The sequence below is a fragment of the Knoellia sp. p5-6-4 genome, assembly GCF_029222705.1.
Lineage (GTDB): Bacteria > Actinomycetota > Actinomycetes > Actinomycetales > Dermatophilaceae > Pedococcus_A.
Genome location: NZ_JARGZF010000002.1, coordinates 437562 through 454078, shown reverse-complemented (window position 1 = coordinate 454078; position 16517 = coordinate 437562). Strand labels below are relative to the sequence as shown.

Here is a 16517-nt window from a genome sequence, read left to right as displayed (position 1 = left end):
GGTCACGGAAGGCGTGCCACCCAGCCCCACAGGCGGGTCATCGCGATCGGCGTGGTGCGCTGGCACCCGCCGCACCTGCGGCGCGATGCTGGGGCGATGACGGAGTGCAACGTCCTCGGCGGCGACCTCGAACCGTGCGGCACCGACCCGGTGACCGGCTTCTTCCGCGACGGCTGCTGCAGCACAGGGCCGCAGGACCTCGGGAGCCACACGATCTGCGCGGTGGTCACGGCGGAGTTCCTCGCGCACCAGCGCAGCATCGGCAACGACCTGTCGACGCCGGTGCCCGAGTACCGGTTCCCCGGCCTGGTGCCGGGAGACCGCTGGTGCGTGACGGCGCTCAACTGGGCCAGGGCCCGCGCCGACGGCGTGGCCGCGCCGGTGGTGCTGGCGGCGACCAACGAGGCGGTGCTGCAGCTGGTGCCCCTCGCCGCTCTGCAGGAGCATGCCGTCGACGTCCCCACCGACCCGAGCTCGCTCGAGCAGTGACGCTCCGGAACCGCTGCCCCCGATGGTGCGTCCCACGGGCATGAGGGCCAGAGGCACAGCCACACGACGTGTCCCCGTCGTCGCCGTGCTCGCGGTCGTCGCGGCCCTGGGACTGGCGATGGTGGTGCGCACCCTCGTCGACCCCGGCGGGGAGGACAACGCCAATGGTTCGGTCCCCGTCCGCGGCGTGGCCGACCTGCAGGGCGCGTGGACCGCGGTGAACGACGTCGGCGCACCGTCGCCGGTCGTGCAGGGCTCAAGCGTCGCGCTCACCTTCGAGGGCACGTCGCTGCGCGCCACGACGGGGTGCAACGTGCTGACCGGAACCGTCAGAGTCGTGGACAGCACGCTCGTCGTCGACGGGCTCGGGGGCACCGAGATGGGCTGCGAGCCGGCGCTGACGCGCCAGCAGGAGTGGGTCGGGGAGATGCTGCAGGCGCGGCCGCGGCTCGAGCTCAGCGGGCCGACGCTCTCCCTGCTCTGGGACGACCACTGGCTCGGGCTGAGCTCAGAACCTGCGGGCTGACAGGCGGTCCAGCTCGGCCGTCAGGGCTGCGCGCAGGTCGTCGTGCGGGGGCCCGAGCACGGTCTCCGGCTCCGGTGCGCGCCACCGCTCGATCGGGTGCAGGGCCACCGGACGCCACACGTGGTCGGGCCCCTCCCACTCGTAACGGGGCCAGACGTGCGCATGCAGGAAGGCGTCGTGGTTGCCCTGGATCTCGAGGTTGACCCTCCGGAAGTGCGGATCGCGTCGCGCGCACACCGTATGCACCGCCTCGCCGAGCAGCTCCATGCTGCCGAGGAAGGCCAGCCGCTCCTGCCTCGGCAGGTCGGTCAGCCGATCCGTGCCGGGCGTGTCGGTGATGAGCACGCAGTTGCCCGGCAGGAACTGCACGTCACCCATGACCGCGAACCGGCCCGCGAGCCGGCGCAGCACCGCGGGGTTCTCACCGCGCAGTGCCGAGCCCACGCGGTCCGCGCGCCAGTCGTCGCCATGGGGGGCCTTGGTCGAGGTCACGGCCGTGCAGCGTAACGGCGCGGGGGTGGGCCGGCGCCCGAGCTGCGGCGTGTCGCCGTGCCGGCCGACGGCACTGGCACCACCCATGAGCCTCGGTCGACGCAGGGTCGGCCGCCTCACGAGGGGGACGCCGATGTCGTTCATGACCGCTGTGCAGACCGTGTTGTCGAAGTACGCGACCTTCTCCGGTCGGGCCCGCCGCTCGGAGTACTGGTGGTTCGTCCTCTTCTACCTCATCGTCGCCGTGGTGGCCACGGTCATCGACAGCGGCGCGGGCCTTCCCCAGACGGCGGGCTACGGCCCGGTCACGATGCTGGTGACGCTCGCGCTGCTGCTGCCGAGCCTGGCGGTGACGGCGCGACGCCTGCACGACACCGGCCGCAGCGGCTGGTGGATGCTGTTGTCGCTCATCCCGATCGGCGGTCTCGTCGTGCTGTTCTTCGCGCTGCAGGACTGCAAGGGCCACAATGCGTGGGGTCAGTCCCCCAAGGCCGTGGCCGCTCAGCCGGCGTAGCCGAACCAGCCGTCCTCCGCACCCTCCGGCGGCGTCGGCAGCTCCCACAGCGGGCCTGCCGACGCCGCCGCGCCTTCGTGCACCGGGCGTGCGTCGAACGCCGTCCGGGTCTCGGGTATGCCGCGTGCCAGCCACTCGACGACGAAGGTCCAGCGCTCACCTCTGGGGAGCGGGTACAGCCAGTGCTGCCACCTGTCGTGGATCCCGCCCTGGACGCCGCCGAGCTGTGCGATGCGTGGCGTCTCGGGGACGATGTTGAGGTTCTCCGGCAGGTCCTCACGCGCGGCCCCGGTCTTCGTGCCGTCCTCGAGCAGCACGCCGATGCGGACGGCGTTCCTCCAGGCCCACTCGTCGTCGACGAGCTCGGTGCCGGGGCGCTGCCAGGTCTGCACCGTGAACGCCATGCCGGCCGGGTAGACCTCCAAGCCGGCCACCGCCACCACGGTGTCGTCGGTGCGGCCCAGCACGACCGTGCCGCCGACCGAGACCGGCACGACGTTGACCGGCGGCTGCCACGGCATCTGCACGTAGACCGGTCGGTGGTCCTCGACCCGCTGCCGCTCGGGCAGGGGCTCGAAAAACGGCTCTGCCCCGGCACTATTCGGCGTCGACATGACCGGTCCGTCGCTCGACGTCGGACCCGGAGGCGCGGGCGACGTCCTGCAGCGCATGACGAACGGCCAGCCTGATGACCAGGTAGGCCACGAAGGCGAGGAGCGCCCAGCTCACCAGCATCACGAGCACCAAGGCCCCTCCGCTCTCCCCGGGGACCAGAGGAGACGCCTCCGCCCACAGCCGTTCCGCTGCTGCTTCCGCCCCCACGACTGTTGCCACCACCACCGTCACCATGACCGAAGGCTAGGGGAGCCGGGCCCTCTCGGTCTGGACGTCGTGGCATCCGGTGCGATCGGCTGACGGGACCTTGGCCTCTGCACACGACTGCCCGGGCGCCTAGCGTGGACTCAGTCGAGCCGGCCTCGATCGTCGGCTCGCGGACGGAGAAGCGAGATGCCACCTCACTGCGACTCCCTCGACGGTCCCGTCGTCTCCGCGGCGCGTCTGGCGCTCGATGCCGAGGACGTCGCCCTGGTCCTGCCCTACGTCCCGGAAGAGGCCGAGGCCGAGGTCACAGCGGTCTTCGACCAGGTGACGGACGCGCGGGTCCTGGGCGGTCAGGCCAGGGTCGTCGCGGACCGACACTTCTTCGAGACCGTTGTCCGGCTGCACCGGGCCGGTGAGGGCGCTCCCTACACCGGACTCAAACCTCCGGGGCTCTCGCATGGTCCGGTCATTCCCCTTGCCGAGCGCGCGGTGCTGAGCGGCGACGCCGGGGAGGTGGCTCGCTTCCTGACCGCCGAGCTCACGGACCAGGTCGAGCGCCGGCTGGCCGAGGTGCGCAGCCTCGAGGACGTCAGGAGCCGATCTCTCGCTGATGCACGGCGCCATGTCGAGGCCATGCTCGGCTTCGAGGTCTACTGCCACAGTGTCCACCAGACGCTGCAGGCCCCGGCGCACTCCGAGGGCGAGCGGGCAGCGCACCACCACGCCTAGCGGGCACGCGGGCACCCGGCATACCGGCTTTTGGACCGCGTCGGGAGAGAATGGGTCCATGCCGCTCTACCGCGACGAGGCCATCGTGCTGCGCACCCAGAAGCTGGGCGAGGCCGACCGCATCGTCACGCTGCTCACGCGCGCCCAGGGCAAGGTGCGCGTGGTGGGCAAGGGCGTGCGCCGCACCAAGTCGCGGTTCGGCGCGCGCCTCGAGCCGGCGATGATGGTCGACCTGCAGTGCTACGAGGGCCGCAGCCTCGACACGGTGACACAGGCCGAGACGCTCGCCAGCTGGGGAGACGTGCTGGCGCGTGACTACACGACCTACACCGCCGCCACCGCGATGCTCGAGACCGCCGACCGGCTCACCGAGGAGCGTGAGCCGTCGCTGCAGCAGTACCTCCTGCTCGCCGGCGCCCTGCGCTCGATGGCAGAAGGCGCGCACGACCCCGGCCTCGTCCTCGATGCCTACCTGCTGCGCGCCCTCGCGATCGCGGGCTGGGCGCCGAGCTTCCACGACTGCGCCCGGTGCGGTGCCGAGGGCCCGCACCGCGCGTTCAACCTCGCCGCCGGCGGCACGGTGTGCCCGGTATGCCGTCCGCCCGGCTCCGCGGCGCCGGCGCCGGAGACGCTCGAGCTGCTGGCCGCGCTGCTCGCCGGCGACTGGGTGGTCGCCGACGCCTCCGAGGTGCGGCACCGCCGCGAGGGCACCGGCCTGGCGACGGCCTTCCTGCAGTGGCACCTCGAGCGCGGGGTGCGCTCTCTGCGGCTGGTCGAGCGCCGCGATCCCAGCCCGCGGCCGGATGCGCCGCCCGCGCAGGTGACCCCGCTGCGCGTCGAGGCCAAGGCATGAGCGGTCCCTACGCGCGGCCGTTCGCGCATCCCAGCGGCGCCACGCCCCCGCGGCTGCCCGCCGAGCTGGTGCCCCATCACGTCGCGATCGTCATGGACGGCAACGGCCGTTGGGCAAACCAGCGCGGGCTGCCGCGCACCAAGGGCCACGAGGCGGGCGAGGCGGCCCTGCTCGACGTCGTCGCCGGGGCCATCGAGGCGGGCGTCGGTCACCTGTCGGCCTACGCCTTCTCCACCGAGAACTGGAAGCGCTCGCCCGAGGAGGTGCGCTTCCTCATGGGGTTCAACCGCGACGTCATCCGACGTCGGCGGGACCAGCTGCACGAGTGGGGCGTGCGGATGCGCTGGGTCGGCCGGCGCCCACGGCTGTGGGGCTCGGTCATCAAGGAGCTCGAGGTCGCCCAGGAGCTGACGAGGCACAACACGGGCCTCACGCTCTACTTCTGCGTCAACTACGGCGGCCGGGCCGAGATCGCCGACGCCGTGCAGCGCATCGGCGAGCAGGTGAAGGCGGGCAACCTCAAGCCGGGCTCCATCGACGAGCGCACCATCGCCCGCTTCCTCGACGAGCCGGACATGCCCGACGTCGACCTGTTCGTGCGCAGCTCGGGGGAGCAGCGCACGTCGAACTTCCTGCTGTGGCAGAGCGCCTACGCCGAGATGGTCTTCCAGGACACGCTCTGGCCCGACTACGACCGGCGCCACCTGTGGGAGGCGATCCAGACCTACGCCGAGCGCGACCGCCGCTACGGCGGGGCGGTCGACCAGCCCACCGCCTAGCGCTGGCAGTCGGCGCAGGTGCCGAAGATCTCCAGCGTGTGCTGCACGTCGGAGAAGCCGTGCTCCTCGCTGATCTTGTCGGCCCAGCGCTCGACCGCGGGTCCCTCCACCTCGACCGTCCTGCCGCACCCGCGGCAGACGAGGTGGTGGTGGTGCCCGGTGCTGCACGCCCGGTAGACGGCCTCACCCTCGGCGGTGCGCAGCATGTCGATCGAGCCGTCCGCGGCCATCGACTGCAGGGTCCGGTAGACCGTGGCCAGGCCGACCTTCTCGCCTGCCTCACGCAGCAGGGCGTGCAGCTCCTGGGCAGAGCGGAACTCGTCGACGTCGGCCAGGACGGCTGCGACGGCCGCGCGCTGCTTGGTGGGGCGGCGACCCGACTCGGACGCCGCCTTCGTCGTCGCGGCCATCAGTGGCCCACCTCCCGGTCGTGTCCTGCTGTCGCGCCTGCGGGCTCGGCGCCGTGCTCGTCGTAGTGGCCCTCATGGGCGGCGTGCCGGTGCCCGTCGTGCAGGTAGTCGACGTGGTCGCCGTGGACGATGGCCGGGTGCCCGCACTCGTCACCGTGCTCGTGCTGGTGGTGCGTGTCGGCGCGGCGGTGCTGGCGCGACCTCAGGCGAGCGGCGACCGCGGTGCTGGCCGCGACGACGACGAAGGCGCCGATGGCGAGCAGCACGATGGTGCCGCCCGAGGGCGTCTCGGCGTAGAAGGAGATGACGACGCCACCGACGCTGGCAAGCACCCCGATGAGCACGGCCCACCGCACCGAGGCCCGGAAGCTGCCCCCGAGGAGCTGGGCGGTGGCGTTGGGGATGATCATCAGGGCGCTGATCAGCAGCAGGCCGACGACACGCATGGAGACCACCACGGTCACAGCGGTCAGCACGGCCAGCGCGACGTTGAGCCCGGTGACGGGCAGGCCCATGGCGCGGGCGTACTCCTCGTCGTTGGCCACGGCGAACAGCCACGGCCGCAGAAGGGTGGTGCCCACCACGACGACGACGGCCAGGCCGGCGAACACCCACAGGTCGGCGGCGTTCGCGGTGGTGATGGCACCGAAGAGGTATGCCGTGAGGTTGGCCGGGCTGCCGCCGGGCGACTTGGCGATGATGACCACGCCGGCGGCGATGCCGCCGTAGAACATCACCGCGAGGGCGACGTCGCCGCTGGTGCGGCCCCGGGCCCGGATGACCTCGATCACCACGGCCGCGGCCACGGCTGCCACGAGGGCGGTCAGCACCGGCGCGGTGCCGGTGAGGACGCCGACGGCGACACCGGCGAGGGCGACGTGCCCCATGCCGTCACCGATGAGCGAGAGGCGGCGCTGAAGCAGGAAGACGCCCACCAGGGGAGCGGCGAGCCCGACCAGGAGGGCGGCGACCAGCGCCTGGCGCATGAAGTCGTAGGAGAGCAGCTCAGTCATGGGTGAGGCTCCGCGGGTCGAGGGGGCCGGTGGGCGTCGCGCCCGCCAGCCCGGAGGCGGGCGCAACCTCGTCGGGGTGGTGGTGGTCGTGCCCGACGGCGCCGAGGGTGTTGCGGGCCCGGCCGAACTGCGCGGGCGTGCCGTCGAAGGAGACCCGACCGCCCGACATCACCACGATGCGGGTGACGATGTCGGACAGCGCCTCCAGCTCGTGGGTCACGATGAGCATGGTGGTGCCGCCGCGGGCCAGGCGGGCCAGCACCCCGGCGAGCACCTCCTGGTTGGCGGCGTCGACGCCGGCGGTGGGCTCGTCCATGATCAGCACGTCCGGGTGGGAGGCGAGCGCGCGGGCGATGAGCACTCGTCGCTGCTGGCCCCCGGACAGGGTGGTGACGTCGGCCCCCGAGCGGTCCTTCAGGCCCACCACGTCGAGGCAGCGGTCGATGAAGCGACCCTCGCCCCGGCCTCCCCGGGGCTGCCACCAGCGCCGGTGGGGGAGACGGCCCACCTCGACGATCTCGGCGACCGTGGCGCGCACCGAGGACGACAGGGTGTGCCGCTGGGGCACGTAGCCGAGACGGGGGTGCTCGTCGAAGTCCTCGACCGGTACGCCGAACAGGCGGGCGCGGCCACCCATGAGGTCGTTGAGTCCCAGCAGCCCTTTCACCAGCGTGGACTTCCCGGACCCGTTGGCGCCGAGCAGCGCCACGACCTCACCCGGTGCGATGGTGAGCGTCACGTCGCGCACGACCGGCGCCTCGGCATAGCCGAAGGAGGCGTGCTCGAGGGCGATGACCGGTGTGTCGGCCGCGGCCGGTGCCGCGGCTGACGGCTCGGCGCTCACTGACAGCCCTGGCCGGCGCGGAGGGCCCCGAGGTTGCTGCGCATGACCTCAAAGTAGTCCTTGCCGGCCGACTGGTCCGTGAGGCCTTCGATCGGGTCGAGCACCGCGAGCCGGGCACCCGTCTCGCGCGCGAGGGTCTGAGCCACGGCCCGGCTCACCAGCGTCTCGGCGTAGACGGTCGTGACTGCCTCCTCCTTCACGAAGGAGGCGATCCGGCCCAGGGTGGCGGGGTCGGGCTCGGCCTCGGGGGTGAGGCCGCTGATTCCCTGCTGGTGGAGGTCGTACGCCTCGGCGAGGTAGCCGAACGCGGCGTGGCTCGTCACGAGATCGCGGCTGTCGCAGGTCTTGAGCCCGGCCTTGAACTCGGAGTCGAGGGCGGTCAGCCGCGACGTGAAGTCCGCTGCGCGGGAACGGAACTCGTCGGCGTGCTCGGGGTCGAGCTCGGCGAGCCTCGCGGCCATGGCGTCGGCGACATCGGCGTAGCGCTGCGGGTCGAGCCAGAAGTGCGGGTCGGCGCTGCCCTCGGCTTGCTCCTCCTCGGCGTGCGCGTCGTGCTCGGCCTCGCTCTCGCCCTCGTGGCCGTGCGGCTGGGCGGCCAGGTCGAGTCGCGCCGACGGCGTGACGTCGAAGCCCTTGTCCGCGGCCTGGTCTGCAACGGCGTCGTCGACGGCGGGCTGGAAGCCCTTGAGGTAGACCACGGAGTCGGCGCCGGAGACGGTCGCGACCGCCTTGGGGGTCAGCTCGAGGTCGTGGGGCTCGACGCCGGGCTTGGTCAGGCCGGTGACGCTGACGCGGTCGCCGCCGACCTGCTCGACGGCGTACTGCAAGGGGTAGAAGGCCGCGACGACCTCGAGGTCGCCGTCCCCCGAGGTGCCGGCACCTGCCTGGCTGCCGCACGCGGTCACGCCGGCGAGGGTGACGGCGGACAGGAGGGCGGGGAGCAGGCGGGCCTTCATGACAATCATTCTCATCCGGAATGAGAATGATTGTCAAAACCGTGTCCGCGTGAGCGGCGCTGCAGCTCGGCTCAGGTGCGGGGAACCGCCTGGGTGACGGCGATCGCCGCCGCGAGGAGGATGACCGCGACGCGCATCAGCCGCTCGACGCCGGTGAGGCGCGGCCAGCCGAGGTAGAGCATCCACGCCAGGAAGAGGGCGACCAGGGCGGTGAGCACCCAGCCCCAGCCCGGGATGAGGATGCCGCCCACCAGCAGGGCCAGGACGGCGAGGAAGGGCACGGCCCGGGGGAGGCGGCTCAGGCGGGTCAGCAGCGGGAGGCTGGCCTTCTCGACGGAGGTGCGGAAGCTCGAGGACACGCCCCGCACCCTACGACAGGGGGCAGCGGCAGCTGAGCAGGCGGCATACCCGCGTGAGCGCCCGGTAGGCGGTCGGTAACCTTCTCCGCATGGCTGCACCGACCTCCACCGTGGACACCGTCGTCTCCCTCTGCAAGCGCAGGGGCTTCGTCTTCCCGTGCGGTGAGATCTACGGCGGTACGAGGTCGGCCTGGGACTACGGCCCGCTCGGCGTGGAGCTCAAGGAGAACATCAAGCGCCAGTGGTGGAAGTCGATCGTGACCGGCCGCGAGGACGTCGTCGGGCTCGACTCCTCGATCATCCTGCCGCGCGAGACGTGGGTGGCCTCGGGCCACGTCGGCGAGTTCAGCGACCCCCTCACCGAGTGCCAGTCGTGCCACAAGCGGTTCCGGCTCGACCACATGCAGGAGGCCATCGCCGAGAAGGAGGCGAAGAAGGGCAAGGAGGTCGACCCCGACACCATCCCCCTGAGCGACATCGCCTGCCCGAACTGCGGCACGCGCGGCGCGTGGACCGAGCCGCGCGAGTTCAACATGATGCTCAAGACCTACCTCGGCGTGATCGAGGACGAGTCCGGGCTCCACTACCTGCGCCCCGAGACCGCCCAGGGCATCTTCGTCAACTTCCTCAACGTCATGAACGCCTCGCGCAAGAAGCCGCCGTTCGGCATCGCGCAGACCGGCAAGAGCTTCCGCAACGAGATCACGCCGGGCAACTTCATCTTCCGCACCCGCGAGTTCGAGCAGATGGAGATGGAGTTCTTCGTCAAGCCTGGTGAGGACGAGGAGTGGCACCAGTACTGGATCGACGAGCGCACCCGCTGGTACACCGACCTCGGCATCAACCCCGACAACCTGCGCCACTACGAGCACCCGCAGGACAAGCTGTCGCACTACTCCAAGCGCACCGTCGACATCGAGTACCGGTTCAACTTCGCCGGCTCGGAGTGGGGTGAGCTCGAGGGCATCGCGAACCGCACCGACTTCGACCTCGGCACGCACACGAAGCACTCGGGCACCGACCTCGTCTACTTCGACCAGGCCAGCGGCGAGAAGTACACGCCCTACGTCATCGAGCCGGCAGCCGGCCTGTCCCGCTCGCTGATGACGTTCCTCGTCGATGCCTACTCCGAGGACGAGGCCCCCAACACCAAGGGCGGGGTCGACAAGCGCGTCGTGCTGCGCCTCGACAAGCGTCTCGCGCCGGTCAAGGCCGCCGTGCTGCCGCTGTCGCGCAACGCCGACCTGACGCCGAAGGCCAAGGACCTCGCCGCCGCGCTGCGCCAGCACTGGAACGTCGAGTTCGACGACGCCGGCGCCATCGGCCGCCGCTACCGCCGCCAGGACGAGATCGGCACGCCGTTCTGTGTCACGGTCGACTTCGACACCCTCGACGACCACGCCGTCACGGTGCGCGAGCGCGACACGATGAGCCAGGAGCGGGTCTCGCTCGACCAGATCGAGTCCTACCTGGCCGCGCGCCTCGTCGGCTGCTAGGGGGTTCGGCCCGTCGCGACCGGCCGCCCCGGGTCGGTGATCCAGTGGCTCCACGAACCGACGTAGACCGGCGTCTCGACGCCGATCTCGTGCAGGGCGAGCGCCTGGTGCGCCGCCGTCACCCCTGACCCGCAGTAGGTGCCGACCGGCCTGCCCGGCCTCACGCCGAGGGCCGTGAACCGATCCCGCAGCTCGTGCTGGGGCAGGAACCTGCCGTCCGGCCCCATGTTGTCGACGGTGGGTGCGCTGACGGCACCGGGGATGTGCCCGGCGACCGGGTCGATGGGCTCGGTCTCGCCGGCCCAGCGCTCGGTCGAGCGGGCGTCGAGCAGCACGCCGAGGCGGGCCACCTCGGCCGCCCCGTCGGCGTCGAGCAGCGGCATGCCGCCGGCGTGCGCCTCGAAGGTCCCGGCGCCCGGGGGCGGCACCTGCGTGCTGACGGGCCCTCCCGCCCCGGCCCACGCGGCCAGCCCGCCGTCGAGCACCTGAACGAACCCGAGGCCGTAGTAGCCGAACACCCACCACGCGCGAGCGGCGGCCGTGCACGCGCCCTGGTCGTAGACGACCACCCGGGTGTCGGCGTCGACGCCGCAGCGGCGCAGCGCCGCCTGCACCGAGTGGGCCGTCGGCAACGGGTGCCGCCCGCCGGGGCCGGGGGGACCGGCGAGCTCGGCGTCGAGGTCGACGTGGTGGGCGCCGGGCAGGTGCGCGCGTTCGTAGTCGTCGCGGCCCTTGCCGACCGCCCCGAGGTGGTACTGGACGTCGACGACCACGACATCGTCGAGCCGGCCACGCAGATCCTCGGGGCTGATGAGGGCGCTCATGAGCCACATCCAACCGCAGCGCCGGCGGCCTCGCGTAGCGTCGGGGCATGACGACCCGGCTCGTGCTGGTGCACGGCACCCGCGTGAGCAGCGCCCAGTGGCGGCTGCCGGCCTACGAGGAGGTGCTCGCCGAGCTCGACGTCGTGACGCCCGACCTCCCGGGGCACGGGTCGCGGGCCGGGGACCCGTTCACCACCGCGGCCGCAGTCGATGTCCTCGCCGAGGCGGTCGAGGGAGGGGAGCCGGGTGCACCGGTCGTGCTCGCAGGCCACTCGCTCGGCGGCTACATGGCCATGGCGTATGCCGGCGCCCACCCCGACCGCCTCGCCGGACTGGCGCTGATCGGGGCGTCCGCGGTGCCCCGCGGACCCGGCGCCGCGGCATACCGCGCCTTTGCGTCACTGATCCCGAAGGTCGGCCCGGAGCGGATGGCCAGGCTGTCGAACCGGGTGCTGACCCGGCTCACCGACGAGGAGACCGCTCGGACGGTGCTCGACGGCAGCGACTCCTACGAGGCCACCGCCGATGCCTGGGCAGCGGTGATGGCCGACGGCGACCCCCGGCTGCTGCGCGACGTGACCTGCCCGGTGCTCCTGCTCAGCGGGCAGTGGGACCAGCTGCGGGTGCACGCGCGGGAGTTCGCCGCCCAGTGCCGGGACGCCCGGGTCGTGGTGGTGCCGGGCGCGACGCACCTGCTGCCGCTCAGCCACCCGCGCGTGGTCGCGACCATGCTGCGCGACCTCGCCCACGAGGTCTCGGACCCAGTCTCGGCCCCCGCGGATTCTGAGGAGGGCCGCAGCACCTGAGACAATGCGGGCGCCATGACCAGCACAGCCTCCGCCACCGCACCAGCTCCCGCAGCCACCCCCATCCTGCCGCCGCTGCAGATCGGCCCCCACACCATCGAGTCGCCCGTCGTGCTCGCGCCGATGGCCGGCATCACCAACCGCGCGTTCCGGAGGCTGTGCCGCGAGTACGGCCAGGAGGGGCTCGAGCGCGGAGGCGCCAGCGGGGCGACGTCGCTCTACGTGAGCGAGATGATCACCTCGCGCGCGCTGGTCGAGCGGACGCCGGAGTCGATGCGGCTCATCGAGCACGACCCGGAGGAGAGCCCGCGGTCGATCCAGCTCTACGGCGTCGACCCGGCCACGGTGGCCGCGGCCGTGCGGATGCTGGTGACCGAGGACCGCGCCGACCACATCGACCTCAACTTCGGCTGCCCCGTGCCCAAGGTGACCCGCAAGGGCGGGGGAGCGGCGCTGCCGTGGAAGCGCGACCTCTTCGAGGCGATCGTGACGGCCGCCGTGCGCGAGGCCTCTCCGTCGGGCGTCCCCGTCACGGTGAAGATGCGCAAGGGAATCGACGACGAGCACCTGACCTACCTCGACGCCGGGCTGATCGCGGAGCGGGCCGGGGTCGCGGCGGTCGCGTTGCACGGCCGGACCGCCTCCCAGGCCTACTCGGGCGAGGCGGACTGGACCGCGATCACCCGGCTGAAGGAGACGGTGCGCAGCATCCCCGTGCTCGGCAACGGCGACATCTGGTCGGCCGAGGACGCCGTGCGGATGGCGGAGGAGACCGGCTGCGACGGCGTCGTCGTCGGCCGGGGCTGCCTCGGACGCCCCTGGCTGTTCACCGACCTGGCAGCAGCCTTCGCCGGAACCCCCGCCCGCATCGAGCCGACGCTCGGCGAGGTGACGGCGACGATGCGCCGCCACACCGAGTACCTCGTCGACTTCTACGGGGACGAGTTCAAGGCCTGCCGCGACATCCGCAAGCACATCGCGTGGTACCTCAAGGGCTTCCCGGCGGGCTCGACCGTGCGGCACCATCTCGCCCTCGTCGACTCGCTCGAGGCGCTCGACGCCCTCATCGCCACGATGGACCCCGAGGCACCGTGGCCGGGTGACGCGGCCGAGGGCCAGCGGGGACGGGCCGGCTCGCCTCGGCAGGTCGCCCTGCCCGAGGGGTGGCTCGACAGCCAGGAGCTCAACGAGGCCGCGCGGCAGGCCGTCGCCCAGGCGGAGCTGTCGGTCTCCGGCGGCTGAGGTCTGCGGCGGCTGAGGTCTGCGGCGGCCCAGCGGGCCCGGACACAGCGCTGCTGCCCGGCCACCGGTGGGATGGCCGAGCAGCAGCTGTTCAGGGGGACGTCCCCCTGGCGTCGCGCCTACCGCGAGGCGATGCCGTGCGCCACGGCGTCGAGCAGGTGGCCGGTGAAGGCGGGCAGGTCGTGCGGTTTCCGGCTGGTGATGAGGTTGCCGTCGACGACGACCTCCTTGTCGACCCAGTCACCGCCGGCGTTGCGGATGTCGGTCTGCAGGCTCGGCCACGACGTGAGCTGCTTGCCGCGCACGACGTCGGCCTCGACGAGGGTCCACGGGGCATGGCAGATGGCGGCCACGACCTTGCCGGACTGGACGAACTCGCGGATGAACGCGATGGCGTCCTGGTCCATGCGCAGCGCGTCGGGGTTGGCCACCCCGCCCGGGAGCACCAGGGCGTCGTAGTCGTCGACGGAGGCGCTCGAGACGGTCTTGTCGACCGGGCGCCTCTCCGCCTTGTCGAGGTGGTTGAAGGTCTGCACCTCGCCCTCCTTGGTGCTGAGCAGCACCGGGGTGGCACCTGCGTCGCTGACGGCCTTCCAGGGCTCGGTCAGCTCGACACGCTCGATGCCCTCGGGGGCGACGAGGAAAGCGATGCTCTTTCCACTCAGATGGCTCATGGCTCCACCCTGCGCCCGCCCCCGGAAGAGCGCAATTCGTGGCCACGGCTGTCGGCGCCGCGTGGCAGGCTCGCCCCATGGTCGGACAACCGGGTGGATCGGACGAACGCCCAGCGCTGTTCTTCGACGGGCCGGACGAGTTCCGGACCTGGCTGGAGGAGAACCACGCGACTCATGAGGGCCTGTGGGTCGGGCTGTACAAGAAGCACGCGGCGCACCGGGGGCTGACCTACCGCCAGGCGCTCGACGAGGCTCTCTGCTTCGGGTGGATCGACTCCATCTCCCAGCGCATCGACGACGACACGGTGCGGCAGCGCTGGACCCCGCGGAAGCCGGGCAGCATCTGGAGCCGGGTCAACATCGGACACGTGGAACGCCTGACTGCCGAGGGACGCATGCGCCCCGCCGGGGTCGCGGCCTTCGAGCGGCGCAGTGACGCCCGGTCGGGCGTCTACTCGTTCGAGCAGGGCGAGCTCGCCCTGCCGGAGGGCTACGAGGAGCGGCTGCGGGCCAACGCCGCCGCAGCGGCCTTCTGGGAAGTCGCTACGCCGGCCTACCGCAAGGCCGTCACCGCGTGGGTGCTCGACGGGAAGCAGGAGGTCACCCGGGAGAAGCGGCTGGCCCAGCTCATCGACGACAGTGCCCACGGCCGCCTCGTGCCGCCGCAGCGCTACGGCACGGAGCCGAGGTGGGTCGAGCGCGCTGCGCGGGCCGCTCGGGAGGCCACCTAGAGTCAGCACCGTGGCCTACTCCGACACCGACCGGGAGCGCTGGGTGCGCGAGGACCCGGTCCACAAGCGCGCCGACCGCGACGACTTCGCGCGCGACCGCGCGCGGCTGGTGCACTCGGCCAGCCTGCGGCGGCTCTCCGCCAAGACCCAGGTCGTGCAACCGGGTGACGACGACTTCGTGCGCAACCGGCTGACCCACTCGCTCGAGGTGGCGCAGATCGGCCGCGAGTTCGGTGCGGCTCTCGGGTGCAGCGCCGACGTCGTCGACACCGCCTGCCTCGCGCACGACATCGGGCACCCGCCGTTCGGGCACAACGGTGAACAGGTGCTTGACGAGATCGCTTCTGGCATAGGCGGATTCGAGGGCAACGCGCAGACGCTGCGACTGCTCACGCGTCTGGAGGCCAAGCGGGTGCACCCCGACGGGCGACCTGCTGGGCTCAACCTCACCCGGGCCAGCCTCGACGCCGCGACCAAGTACCCGTGGGCGCGAGGGGAGGGTGTCGAGGGGACGCGCAAGTTCGGGGTGTACGCCGAGGACCTGGACGTGTTCGCGTGGTTCCGTGACAGCGTCCCGAAGGGTCGACGCTGCCTCGAGGCCGAGGTCATGGACTGGTCCGACGACGTCGCCTACTCGGTCCACGACGTCGAGGACGCCGTGGCCTCGGGACGGCTGGACCTCCGGCGGTTGCGCGACGCTTCCGACGTCGAGCAGGTGCTGGCCATGGCCAGCGGGCTGTATGCCGCCGACCTCGGCGCGGACGACCTCGGGGCAGCACTGGAGCGGGTGTTGGCCACCGGAGCCGTGCCAACCGCCTACGACGGGTCGCGGCGTGACCTCGCCGCGCTGAAGGACATGACGTCGCGGCTCATCGGGCGCTTCGTCCACGCCGTCGAGCTCGCCACCCGTGAGCGCCACGGCGACGGCGACCTCACCCGCTACGACGCCGACCTCGTCGTGCCCGACGACACCCGCGCCGAGGTCGCGGTGCTCAAGGCCACGGCAGCGCACTTCGTCATGTATGCCGAGGAGCGCGTCGAGGTCATGGCCGGCCAGCGGGCAGTGGTCAGGGACCTCGTGGCCGCCTACCAGGAGTCGCCCGCCGAGCGCCTGGACCTCGACCTGCTCGCCGACTGGAAGGCGGCCGAGTCGGACGCCGCGGCGCTGCGCGTCATCGTCGACCAGGTGGCGTCACTGACCGACGTCCGGGCGCTGTCCCTCCACCGCCGCTGGCGCTGACGACCCCCAACCCGAGTGCCGGTAGCCCGTCAGTCGGAGCAGGCCCTTGACGAGGGCGAAGCCGGCCACGAGCGACACGCCCCACCAGGGTTGGCCGCCGACGGCGGCCAGGCAGACGCCTCCGACCGCGAACCACCCCAGCATGAAGGCGGCCAAGGGCAGACCGTGCAGCCGCTGGGCGGCCTTCGGTGCGGCGTAGCGCCCCCACAGGGCAACCATGACCGACACGGTGACGACTGCGACGGCGATGCCCAGCACCCCGCCGAGATCGACCGACCACCAGGCGACCGCCACCAGGCACAGGACCTCGACCAGGAACAGGACGGCCAGCAGGAGACCCTGGAGCGGACTCACCGCCAGCTGCGCCGGACCTGGTGCTGGGGGAGGGTCGGTGCGGGCCACGAGGCCGATGCTAGGTGGCGCGTCAGGGGGAGCGAGGCCGTTCGCCGACATGCCTGTGGCCAGCCAGTGGTCCTCGAAGTGACGTGCCTGCGGCCCCGCCGGTGTCGGCGGGGTGTGGGGCGGGGTCACGCTGGTTCCAGCGCGGCGCGACGGGCGAGCAGCTCGTCGTAGGACCCGCGTACCAGGTCCCACTCGACCCGTTCGCCGTGCGGGTCCTTGACGATTCGGCCGGCGTAGCGGCGGTTGTGCACGACCGCGTGGTGCCGTTTCGCACAGCAGTGCCGCGTTCGACAGGTCCGAGGGGCCGAGGTCTGCC

At 72.2% G+C, this 16517-nt stretch carries 23 protein-coding genes; 11 read left to right on the top strand and 12 right to left on the bottom strand.

Annotated features, from left to right (window positions below):
- Window positions 1–96: 96 nt before the first annotated feature.
- Window positions 97–489 carry a DUF2237 domain-containing protein gene (locus tag P2F65_RS13630; RefSeq protein WP_275808666.1) on the top strand — a complete coding sequence of 131 codons (393 nt, stop codon included), beginning with the start codon at window positions 97–99 and terminating at the stop codon, window positions 487–489.
- A gap of 40 nt (window positions 490–529) precedes the next feature.
- Window positions 530–1015 carry an META domain-containing protein gene (locus P2F65_RS13625; protein ID WP_275808663.1) on the top strand — a complete coding sequence of 162 codons (486 nt, stop codon included), beginning with the start codon at window positions 530–532 and terminating at the stop codon, window positions 1013–1015.
- On the opposite strand, the gene P2F65_RS13620 is transcribed toward P2F65_RS13625, so the two are convergent.
- Window positions 998–1507: a diadenosine tetraphosphate hydrolase gene (locus P2F65_RS13620; RefSeq protein ID WP_275808661.1), complete on the bottom strand. Its 510-nt coding sequence runs from the start codon at window positions 1505–1507 to the stop codon at window positions 998–1000. The genes P2F65_RS13625 and P2F65_RS13620 overlap by 18 nt on opposite strands.
- A 133-nt stretch (window positions 1508–1640) precedes the next feature.
- On the opposite strand from P2F65_RS13620, the gene P2F65_RS13615 reads away from it, so the two are divergent.
- Entirely contained in the window at window positions 1641–2021 is a 381-nt protein-coding gene (locus P2F65_RS13615; protein ID WP_275808658.1) for a DUF805 domain-containing protein, read from the top strand.
- Here P2F65_RS13615 and P2F65_RS13610 read toward each other — a convergent pair.
- Window positions 2009–2635 carry a hypothetical protein gene (locus tag P2F65_RS13610; protein ID WP_275808655.1) on the bottom strand — a complete coding sequence of 209 codons (627 nt, stop codon included), beginning with the start codon at window positions 2633–2635 and terminating at the stop codon, window positions 2009–2011. The two genes, P2F65_RS13615 and P2F65_RS13610, sit on opposite strands and share 13 nt — an antisense overlap.
- A complete protein-coding gene (locus tag P2F65_RS13605) occupies window positions 2619–2870 on the bottom strand; it encodes a hypothetical protein (RefSeq protein WP_275808652.1) in 252 nt (83 codons plus the stop codon). The genes P2F65_RS13610 and P2F65_RS13605 overlap by 17 nt, the downstream gene beginning before the upstream one ends.
- A 159-nt stretch (window positions 2871–3029) precedes the next feature.
- Here P2F65_RS13605 and P2F65_RS13600 point away from each other — a divergent pair, with 159 nt between their 5' ends.
- The 3 genes from P2F65_RS13600 to P2F65_RS13590 are packed head-to-tail and all read left to right on the top strand — an operon-like array spanning window position 3030 to window position 5204.
- Window positions 3030–3572: a DUF6448 family protein gene (locus tag P2F65_RS13600; RefSeq protein WP_275808650.1), complete on the top strand. Its 543-nt coding sequence runs from the start codon at window positions 3030–3032 to the stop codon at window positions 3570–3572.
- 58 nt (window positions 3573–3630) lie between these two features.
- Window positions 3631–4425: a DNA repair protein RecO gene (recO, locus tag P2F65_RS13595; RefSeq protein WP_275808647.1), complete on the top strand. Its 795-nt coding sequence runs from the start codon at window positions 3631–3633 to the stop codon at window positions 4423–4425.
- Window positions 4422–5204, top strand: coding sequence for an isoprenyl transferase (locus tag P2F65_RS13590; RefSeq protein WP_275808644.1), 783 nt, complete (start codon window positions 4422–4424; stop codon window positions 5202–5204). The genes recO and P2F65_RS13590 overlap by 4 nt, the downstream gene beginning before the upstream one ends.
- On the opposite strand, the gene P2F65_RS13585 is transcribed toward P2F65_RS13590, so the two are convergent.
- The 5 genes from P2F65_RS13585 to P2F65_RS13565 form a co-directional block, all read right to left on the bottom strand.
- Window positions 5201–5614 (bottom strand): Fur family transcriptional regulator, encoded by a 414-nt coding sequence (locus P2F65_RS13585; protein ID WP_275808642.1) that lies wholly within the window; start codon window positions 5612–5614, stop codon window positions 5201–5203. The genes P2F65_RS13590 and P2F65_RS13585 overlap by 4 nt on opposite strands.
- The gene (locus tag P2F65_RS13580; protein WP_275808638.1) at window positions 5614–6627 is read right to left on the bottom strand and encodes a metal ABC transporter permease; all 1014 of its coding nucleotides are present in this window, start codon (window positions 6625–6627) and stop codon (window positions 5614–5616) included. Before P2F65_RS13580 ends, P2F65_RS13585 begins: the two co-directional genes overlap by 1 nt.
- Window positions 6620–7471, bottom strand: a complete 852-nt coding sequence (locus P2F65_RS13575) for a metal ABC transporter ATP-binding protein (RefSeq protein ID WP_275808635.1) — start codon at window positions 7469–7471, stop codon at window positions 6620–6622. The genes P2F65_RS13580 and P2F65_RS13575 overlap by 8 nt, the downstream gene beginning before the upstream one ends.
- A complete protein-coding gene (locus tag P2F65_RS13570) occupies window positions 7468–8427 on the bottom strand; it encodes a metal ABC transporter substrate-binding protein (protein ID WP_275808632.1) in 960 nt (319 codons plus the stop codon). Before P2F65_RS13570 ends, P2F65_RS13575 begins: the two co-directional genes overlap by 4 nt.
- Before the next feature lie 71 nt (window positions 8428–8498).
- Complete coding sequence (locus P2F65_RS13565) at window positions 8499–8786, bottom strand: DUF6703 family protein (RefSeq protein ID WP_275808629.1); 288 nt, start codon at window positions 8784–8786, stop codon at window positions 8499–8501.
- Between the two features lie 89 nt (window positions 8787–8875).
- Here P2F65_RS13565 and P2F65_RS13560 point away from each other — a divergent pair, with 89 nt between their 5' ends.
- Entirely contained in the window at window positions 8876–10282 is a 1407-nt protein-coding gene (locus P2F65_RS13560) for a glycine--tRNA ligase (protein WP_275808626.1), read from the top strand.
- On the opposite strand, the gene P2F65_RS13555 is transcribed toward P2F65_RS13560, so the two are convergent.
- Window positions 10279–11106, bottom strand: a complete 828-nt coding sequence (locus P2F65_RS13555; RefSeq protein ID WP_275808623.1) for a rhodanese-like domain-containing protein — start codon at window positions 11104–11106, stop codon at window positions 10279–10281. The two genes, P2F65_RS13560 and P2F65_RS13555, sit on opposite strands and share 4 nt — an antisense overlap.
- A 47-nt stretch (window positions 11107–11153) precedes the next feature.
- On the opposite strand from P2F65_RS13555, the gene P2F65_RS13550 reads away from it, so the two are divergent.
- On the top strand, window positions 11154–11912 hold the full coding sequence (locus P2F65_RS13550) for an alpha/beta hydrolase (RefSeq protein ID WP_275808620.1): 759 nt from the start codon (window positions 11154–11156) through the stop codon (window positions 11910–11912).
- Between the two features lie 15 nt (window positions 11913–11927).
- Window positions 11928–13154 carry a tRNA dihydrouridine synthase DusB gene (gene dusB, locus P2F65_RS13545; protein ID WP_275808617.1) on the top strand — a complete coding sequence of 409 codons (1227 nt, stop codon included), beginning with the start codon at window positions 11928–11930 and terminating at the stop codon, window positions 13152–13154.
- A gap of 119 nt (window positions 13155–13273) precedes the next feature.
- Here the strand turns inward: dusB and P2F65_RS13540 are convergent, their stop codons facing one another.
- Window positions 13274–13828, bottom strand: coding sequence for a type 1 glutamine amidotransferase domain-containing protein (locus P2F65_RS13540; protein WP_275808614.1), 555 nt, complete (start codon window positions 13826–13828; stop codon window positions 13274–13276).
- A gap of 77 nt (window positions 13829–13905) precedes the next feature.
- Here P2F65_RS13540 and P2F65_RS13535 point away from each other — a divergent pair, with 77 nt between their 5' ends.
- Entirely contained in the window at window positions 13906–14559 is a 654-nt protein-coding gene (locus P2F65_RS13535) for a YdeI/OmpD-associated family protein (RefSeq protein WP_275808612.1), read from the top strand.
- A gap of 10 nt (window positions 14560–14569) precedes the next feature.
- Window positions 14570–15799: a deoxyguanosinetriphosphate triphosphohydrolase gene (locus P2F65_RS13530; RefSeq protein ID WP_275808609.1), complete on the top strand. Its 1230-nt coding sequence runs from the start codon at window positions 14570–14572 to the stop codon at window positions 15797–15799.
- On the opposite strand, the gene P2F65_RS13525 is transcribed toward P2F65_RS13530, so the two are convergent.
- Both P2F65_RS13525 and P2F65_RS13520 read right to left on the bottom strand, forming a co-directional pair.
- Window positions 15752–16201, bottom strand: coding sequence for a DUF2568 domain-containing protein (locus P2F65_RS13525; protein ID WP_275808606.1), 450 nt, complete (start codon window positions 16199–16201; stop codon window positions 15752–15754). The genes P2F65_RS13530 and P2F65_RS13525 overlap by 48 nt on opposite strands.
- A gap of 125 nt (window positions 16202–16326) precedes the next feature.
- Complete coding sequence (locus P2F65_RS13520) at window positions 16327–16452, bottom strand: hypothetical protein (RefSeq protein WP_275808603.1); 126 nt, start codon at window positions 16450–16452, stop codon at window positions 16327–16329.
- Window positions 16453–16517 lie beyond the last annotated feature (65 nt).